This window comes from Moorena sp., assembly GCF_982860115.1.
The window spans coordinates 19,962-27,018 of record NZ_CEYLVT010000095.1 but is presented as its reverse complement, the minus strand read 5'-3'; the positions used below and the strand labels follow the sequence as shown (position 1 = coordinate 27,018).

Below are 7,057 nucleotides of genomic sequence, written 5' to 3'. Positions count from 1 at the left end.
TAATGGGTAATGGGTAATGGGTAATGGGTAATGGGTAATGGGTAATGGGTAATGGCTCACGGACCACTGACCCAACGTTCGTTGATTATTACTCCGGGAAATTCATCGGCTTACCAACCCTAAAGGAAAAACTTTGCTTTCACTTGTACTACAAAAGTAGTATAACGAGACGTTTTAATGCTGTCAAAATTAATCAAGACACCAAAGAGGGATGAAGCGATAGAAATCAGGCATTAACCCCAGCAAAACAGCTACTTATCACGTCTTATCTGTATTTATCGTTAATTTAAAAGGTAACCAGTTAACCTGTAAGTATTCAGCGATCAGCGATCAGCGATCAGCCATCAGCCATCAGCCAGCTAACCTTGGCCTGATGAGTAGGGAACATTTTAGGACTAGTTTCAGTCTGAACCTTAAATCCAACAACTCTGGTACCTGCTTTACCTTCCCAAGAAGCTCTTGATCCAGTTTGGTAATGGTACTATACCAATAGTTTGGATTTACTCTATCATTTTAGGTAACCAATTCCCAAAGCTATAGTATGGTTTATTCTGGCACTCTTAATCCGGTCAGGCTCGCCTGTTTCGTTGCTTTTCCCGTGATGGCAGCTTTGGTAGTACTGCCACCAGCACAGGCACAAGGTGCTGATATCCAAGTAGAATCAGACATCACTGACCCCAGCAATACCGGGCCGTTGACTCAAGAAGACAGCCTATTGAGTATGCCGGGGGGAGAGCGGATGATGCAAGAGGCGACTAACGCTATTGATTCAGGGAACTATAGCGTAGCGGCTAAAAAACTCCAAGAGGCACGTCAGATATTTAACCAGTTGTCTAACTTTTACCAACAGCTGGCTTCCAGTTTTTCCGGCATTGACAACCGAGTCTACGAGTCTCAACGGCAAAAAGCCCTGGAAACTGCTGAAAAGCGAGATGAAGCTACCTATCGGCTAGCCCTAGTCCATCGAGCCAATGACCAACCAGAATTAGCTGTCCCTTTGTTAATTCAAATTATTCGGTCTCAAAATCCCACCAGGGAATTGGGAAAAAAATCCTACCAACAGCTGTTTGAGCTAGGATTCGTTGATTCTCCCTTTCCTAGAAATGGCAATAGCCAGCCCACCTCGTCCGCTGGTTCTAATAAAGGCAGTTAGATTTTAGTGTATTTTAGAAGTTCCAATAGAAACTGGAATAAAAAAAATGGAGCCGATTAGTACACAGCAAGTTGAAGAAAAGATTAAAGCATCGATACCGGATGCTCAGGTAAAAGTAGAAGATTTAGGGGGTGGTAACCATCTGCAAGCCACTGTGGTCTCCTCCGAGTTTGAAGGTAAATCCCTGGTGAAACAACATCAGCTGGTTTATGGTGCCCTAAGCCAAGAGTTGGCAACAGAGGCCATTCACGCCCTAGCTCTAAAAACCTATACCCCTGAAGCTTGGGCTGGCAAGCAGTAAACTGGCCTAAGTCATAATTGGAAGAGTCTAGGATTTCGCGCCCGCTAGACTAATATAATATCGACTATCAAAATAACTATCTAGATATCCCAGGAGTTTAAGACAACTATGACATCAGAGATGACACCAGAACTGAAAGATAGAATAGAAAAATTAACACAAGAGCACAAAATTTTGGTATTCATGAAGGGCAGCAAACTAATGCCCCAGTGTGGATTTTCCAATAATGTTGTCCAAATTCTGAATCACTTAGGAGTTCCCTACGAAACTGTAGACGTACTAGAAGATTACGATATCCGTCAGGGAATCAAAGAATATTCCAAGTGGCCAACGATTCCTCAAGTGTACATTAACGGAGAGTTTATCGGTGGGTCTGATGTGATGATTGAGATGTATCAAAATGGTGAATTGCAGCAGACGGTGGAAGTCGCCCTGGCATCCTAATCCTTGACTGCACCAAACTATTGACAAAACTGAACAACGGCAAAAAGCGATCGGATTAGGAAATGCGATCGCTTTTTCCTAGGACTTAAATACTGAAACGAAAAATCAAGATTTCAGCCCTAAGCCTGCTGATCCAACCAAACCGCTAAATCCGTTGCTGTCTCAAAATCCAACAACGCTTCACTCAATTCCTCCAATCGAGTAATGGATAATCCCTCAATCCGCTGTTGGAGCACAGGGTCAAGTAAACCTAACCTCAGGGTTAGCTGACGCATCACAACTAATAGGGCTCCCTCCTGCTTGCCGCGCTGGAGTCCCTGCTGGAGTCCCTGCTGGAGTCCCTTTTGGACTCCCTTTTGGATAATATCTTGATAGGTAACTGATTCTTCCATAACTTCCTCTGACAAGGTGAACACTAACAGTTCAATCTCAGCCGTGCTCCAACCAAACCGCTAAATCCGTTGCTGTCTCAAAATTCAACAACGCTTCACTCAATTCCTCCAATCGAGTAATCGATAATCCTTCAATCTTCTGTTGGAGCCCAGGGTCAATTAAACCTAACTTCAGGGTTAACTGACGCATCACAACTAATAGGACTCCCTCCTGCTTGCCGCGCTGGAGTCCCTTTTGGACTCCCTTTTGGATAATATCTTGATAGGTAACTGATTCTTCCATAACTTCCTCCCTCAACAATCGACAGACTAAATTTTTGTCAAACCGCAAACCAGCCAGTACATCTACACAGGCCGCTAGGTTTCCCCGTAATGGTTTTTCTTCAATTCTATCCACTGCGGCAACGACTTGCTCCAACAATAGATTAGGCTGATTACTCCTGGCTAAAGTGGCCAAGGGTAACAGAGCCTGATTGGCCAATAGTGGTAATGGGTCTTGTTCCCAAAGACGAATTATTCTATAACGGTGCCAGGTATTAATATCCCTAAATTCGTTATTGAATACCATCTGTGAGGTCGTAGACTTTAGGAAAATTACCACCTGTTCAATCGGACATCGGTACTTGCGATGTAATCTGACCCAATAGTCCAACATCCGAAATGGTAATGGTGGCTCGGATGGGGGTAGGGTTTGAAATTCTAGGTGCAGAATTTGGTTTGTACTTTGGAGTAAACTCAGAGCATCAGCTTGAATGGGTTCAGCACTTAATTCCGTTTTAAGTACCTGAATATCATCAGGTGCCTCACCCAATAGCCAGTGAAAAAACTCCGATGGATATTCTTCTGCTAGGTATTTACAAATATTGTCGTAGGCCAAGGCAAATTGTTCAAAGTTAATACTATCTCAGATACTGTAGTGAATCTGAGCTAAAAAATTGATCGCACCTGGATCTTGTTTATTGAGTCAAGTTATGATACCGGAGCAATTTTGATTGAGATAATATCTAAAAAAGACCTGATCTAATCAGGTCTTTTAAAAATCATGTCCCCACCAAAAATCCTGGTGAACACTAACAGTTCAATCTCAGCCGTGCTCCAACCAAACCGCTAAATCCGTTGCTGTCTCAAAATTCAACAACGCTTCACTCAATTCCTCCAATCGAGTAATCGATAATCCCTCAATCTGCTGTTGGAGCACAGGGTCAAGTAAACCTAACCTCAGGGTTAGCTGACGGATCACAATTAATAGGGCTCCCTCCTGCTTGCCGCGCTGGCGTCCCTTTTGGATAATATCTTGATAGGTAACAGATTCTTCCATAACTTCCTCCCTCAACAATCGACAGACTAAATTTTTGTCAAACCGTAAACCAGCCAGCACATCCACACAGGCCGCTAGGTTTCCCCGTAATGGTTTTTCTTCAATTTTATCCACTTCAGCAACCACTTGCTCTAACAATCGATTAGGGCTATTACTCCTGGCTAAAGTTGCCAAGGGTAACAAAGCTCGATTGGCCAATAGTGGTAATGGGTCTTGCTCCCACAGGCGAATTACTCTGTAACGGTGCCAGGTGTTAATATCCCTAAACTCGTTATTGAATACCATCTGTGAGGTCGTAGACTTTAGGAAAATTACCACCTGTTCAATCGGACATCGGTACTTTCGTTGTAGTCTGACCCAATAGTCCAACATCCGAAATGGTAATGGTGGCTCGGATTGGGGCAGGGTTTGAAATTCTAGATGCAGAATTTGGTTAGTACTTTGCAGTAAACTCAGAGCATCAGCTTGAATGGGTTCACTACTCAATTCGGCTTTAAGTACCTGAATATCTCTAGGTTCTTCACCCAATAGCCAGTGAAAAAACTCCGATGGGTATTCTTCTGCTAGGTATTTACAAATATTATCGTAGGCCAAGGCAAATTATTCAAAGTTAATACTATCTCAGATACTGTATTAAATCTGAACCAAAAAATTTATAGCACCTGGATCTTGTTTATTGATTCAAGTTATGATAGCGGAGTAGTTCTGATTTACAGAATACCTTTAGATAAGATTTAATTCAGAAGGATGCATCTCATTAAAGCTGTTTGAGCTGGTGGCTGTTCCAGGCATCTTGGTGGAACAGGCATCTTGCCTGTTTCCAGATCCGGTGTTCCCTGTTCCCTACTCCCTACTCCCTATTCCCTATTCCCTTTGCTATTAGCTGAATGAGCATCCTAGAGTTATATTCTACTCTCAAGCATTATGAAGCTGCCCTGAACGCCCTTGAAAAAACTGACAATAAACCATCTGCTGAAGCTATTCTTCATGTCCTGATTGCTCGCAATATTGTTCACGAAAAATTTGCTGATATTGCCCACATTTCTAAAGATAAACTGATTAAACTGGTTGAGTTAGATAGCAGATTGAAAAAGCAGGCTGGTTTGATTACTCAGACTGTGGAATTAGCGGATTGGCGGAGTAGCTTTCATCCCCCAAAAGACTACTGGTGGTGGTTTCTGGAAGCGCCTACTCATCCACGAGACCGTTTGGACTGGCTGTGGAATGCACTCACAGTTACCTCTTTAACCGCATCGGTAAGTCTAGTGGTAGAAATTTCCTCCCGTTTTTTGACTACTAGTCCGGGTTTTCTAGGTTCTGTGGCTGTGATCTCCCAGAGTACATTGACCTTGTTAACGGTTGGAGGCGTTTTAACCAAAGCTGGTCGTAGAGGGATAGAAGATATTTTCTCACGATTAGGGATTAAAAAACATGATAGGGAAGAATTTAAATTGGGACTATCGATAGTACTTTTAGTTTCCCTATTTGGCTTTCGATTATCGTTGCCTTTGATTTCGAGCTACTTTGATAAATGGGGTTTAGAGAATTATTACGACGGAGACTTTTCAAGTGCTCAGTCTGATTATGAACGAGCATTGAGTCTGAATTCAGATAATGCCGAATCTCACTACAATTTGGCTAATATTTATGAATATTTACAGGATTTTAAGAAGGCACGCACTCACTATAGGTTAGCGGCACAGGGCGGCTTAGATGCTGCTTATAATAATTTGGGACGGTTGTATATTAACGATAAAAACTATTCCCAAGCGGTATCGTTACTTTTGACAGGATTAGAGAATATGCAAGAAGAGGATATTAAAAATAAACTACTTCAAAAAGAGGAGATTAAAATTCAAAATGAAACTCAATATGCGTTATTGAAAAACTTGGGCTGGGCAAGGTTGAAGCAAGGGCGCTATGGCGATGCCGAAACCCACCTCAGAGATGCTATTGAAGTAGAAAAAACCTTTAAGCAAACTCCGGCGGCAGCTCACTGTTTATTAGCTCAAGTAATGGAAAAAAACGCTCCGGACAATGCCTTGAAAGAATGGAAAATGTGTTTACGCTATGCCGATCCCAGTAACCCTGATGAAGATATCTGGGTTGGCATGGCTCGTGAACGTGTAGATGCTCAAGTAGGTATTAAAGATAAGACTAGTGAATCGAGTAAGTAAGCTGATTTGCTCTGCCCCAATCTTGACCATACTTATGATTATGTTGGGAAGCTTGGTGAGTAAGCCAGTACTGGCAGGGCATTGGATTTTTAAAACCACAGGTAGAGTTGAGCTAGAACGGGAGGGATGGTCACGTTTCCATCCAGTGCCTAACTATACCACTATAAATCCAGGGGATCTGGTCAGACCAGCATCGGGGGTAAGGGTCAAGGTACTCTGTGAGGATGGTAAGATTCGCTCTGTAACTGCTGGGGTAACAACAGGCATCAATGCCATATGTCCACCACCGCGAACCCCAAATGACAGCAGGCCAATCGTCAGACCACGTCCAGTAGACCGCTATATGCCCTACATTATCAGCCCACGGGCAACTAGTTTACTGACTGACAAGCCCACCTTACGCTGGCATGATGTCACCAATGCTAACAGTTTTACCGTTACGGTCAGAGGGCGACGCTTGAATTGGACTCAGGAATTTAGTCGAGACCAGGTTTGTCAAAAGGGTATTTGTCAGGTTGTTTATCCAGGGAGTAAGCCTCTAAAACCTAAAGTTAGTTATAAGTTGGTCGTCGAGACTGATACCAATCGCGCCTCTACAGAAGATAGGACTCCAGGACTGGGATTTAAGCGGATTAAGTCAGATCAAGCTCAAGAAATTCAGGTGATTGCTAGGCGGATTCAGGAACAGAATCTACCAAAGGAGTTCAAGCCCTTAGCTCTAGCTGAACTCTATGGTGACGACGATTTAACGGCTGAGGCCATTGAAATCCTGGAAGGACAAGAAAACGATCAAAAAATAGCACCGATTTATCGCTTATTGGGTGATTTGTATCGACGGATAGGACTAGTTTTGGAAGCCGAGGTTCCTTATTTACAGGCAGTAAAACTTGCAAAAGCAACTGACCATTGGGAAGAACTGGCAGCAGCCAAAGCTGGATTAGGGGAAGTTAACTATGCTCGTGGGAATCGGCAAGAAGGAGTGAGTTTGTTAGAAGAAGCAAAGGCCATCTATGAACAGTTTGGCGACCGCAAACGGATAGGGGAAATAGAAAAGCGACTGGAACAGTTAAAGTAAGTTTCGCCCCCCTAGCCCCCCAAGTTTGGGGGGAAATTGAGTTAAAGTCCCCCGCCCCCCTAGCCCCCCAAGTTTGGGGGGAAATTGAGTTAAAGTCCCCCAAGTTTGGGGGGAAATTGAGTTAAAGTCCCCCAGAATTGGGGGATTTAGGGGGCTTGCAACTAAAGGTAGTTAGGTCAATCCATCTGAAAACGGCT

At 43.4% G+C, this 7,057-nt stretch carries 8 protein-coding genes; 5 read left to right on the top strand and 3 right to left on the bottom strand.

Going from position 1 to position 7,057, the window contains the following annotated elements; all coding sequences use genetic code 11:
* Positions 1–541: 541 nt before the first annotated feature.
* The 3 genes from AC4II3_RS17295 to grxD all read left to right on the top strand — a co-directional run bounded on the left by AC4II3_RS17295 (position 542) and on the right by grxD (position 1,898).
* Positions 542–1,153 (top strand): tetratricopeptide repeat protein, encoded by a 612-nt coding sequence (locus tag AC4II3_RS17295; protein WP_488017301.1) that lies wholly within the window; start codon positions 542–544, stop codon positions 1,151–1,153.
* Positions 1,154–1,199: 46 nt separating this feature from the next.
* Entirely contained in the window at positions 1,200–1,454 is a 255-nt protein-coding gene (locus AC4II3_RS17290) for a BolA family protein (RefSeq protein WP_293087739.1), read from the top strand.
* Positions 1,455–1,574: 120 nt separating this feature from the next.
* Positions 1,575–1,898, top strand: coding sequence for a Grx4 family monothiol glutaredoxin (gene grxD / locus AC4II3_RS17285; RefSeq protein WP_488017305.1), 324 nt, complete (start codon positions 1,575–1,577; stop codon positions 1,896–1,898).
* A 119-nt stretch (positions 1,899–2,017) separates the two neighbouring features.
* Here grxD and AC4II3_RS17280 read toward each other — a convergent pair whose 3' ends face one another.
* The 3 genes from AC4II3_RS17280 to AC4II3_RS17270 form a co-directional block, all read right to left on the bottom strand.
* Positions 2,018–2,290, bottom strand: a complete 273-nt coding sequence (locus AC4II3_RS17280; protein ID WP_488029813.1) for a DUF4351 domain-containing protein — start codon at positions 2,288–2,290, stop codon at positions 2,018–2,020.
* 37 nt (positions 2,291–2,327) lie between these two features.
* Positions 2,328–3,167, bottom strand: a complete 840-nt coding sequence (locus AC4II3_RS17275; protein ID WP_490722849.1) for an Rpn family recombination-promoting nuclease/putative transposase — start codon at positions 3,165–3,167, stop codon at positions 2,328–2,330.
* 207 nt (positions 3,168–3,374) lie between these two features.
* Complete coding sequence (locus tag AC4II3_RS17270; RefSeq protein ID WP_490722848.1) at positions 3,375–4,202, bottom strand: Rpn family recombination-promoting nuclease/putative transposase; 828 nt, start codon at positions 4,200–4,202, stop codon at positions 3,375–3,377.
* 293 nt (positions 4,203–4,495) lie between these two features.
* On the opposite strand from AC4II3_RS17270, the gene AC4II3_RS17265 reads away from it, so the two are divergent.
* Both AC4II3_RS17265 and AC4II3_RS17260 read left to right on the top strand, forming a co-directional pair.
* Entirely contained in the window at positions 4,496–5,785 is a 1,290-nt protein-coding gene (locus tag AC4II3_RS17265) for a tetratricopeptide repeat protein (protein ID WP_488015411.1), read from the top strand.
* A 34-nt stretch (positions 5,786–5,819) separates the two neighbouring features.
* Positions 5,820–6,860 carry a tetratricopeptide repeat protein gene (locus tag AC4II3_RS17260; RefSeq protein WP_488015409.1) on the top strand — a complete coding sequence of 347 codons (1,041 nt, stop codon included), beginning with the start codon at positions 5,820–5,822 and terminating at the stop codon, positions 6,858–6,860.
* The last annotated feature ends 197 nt before the right edge of the window (positions 6,861–7,057 follow it).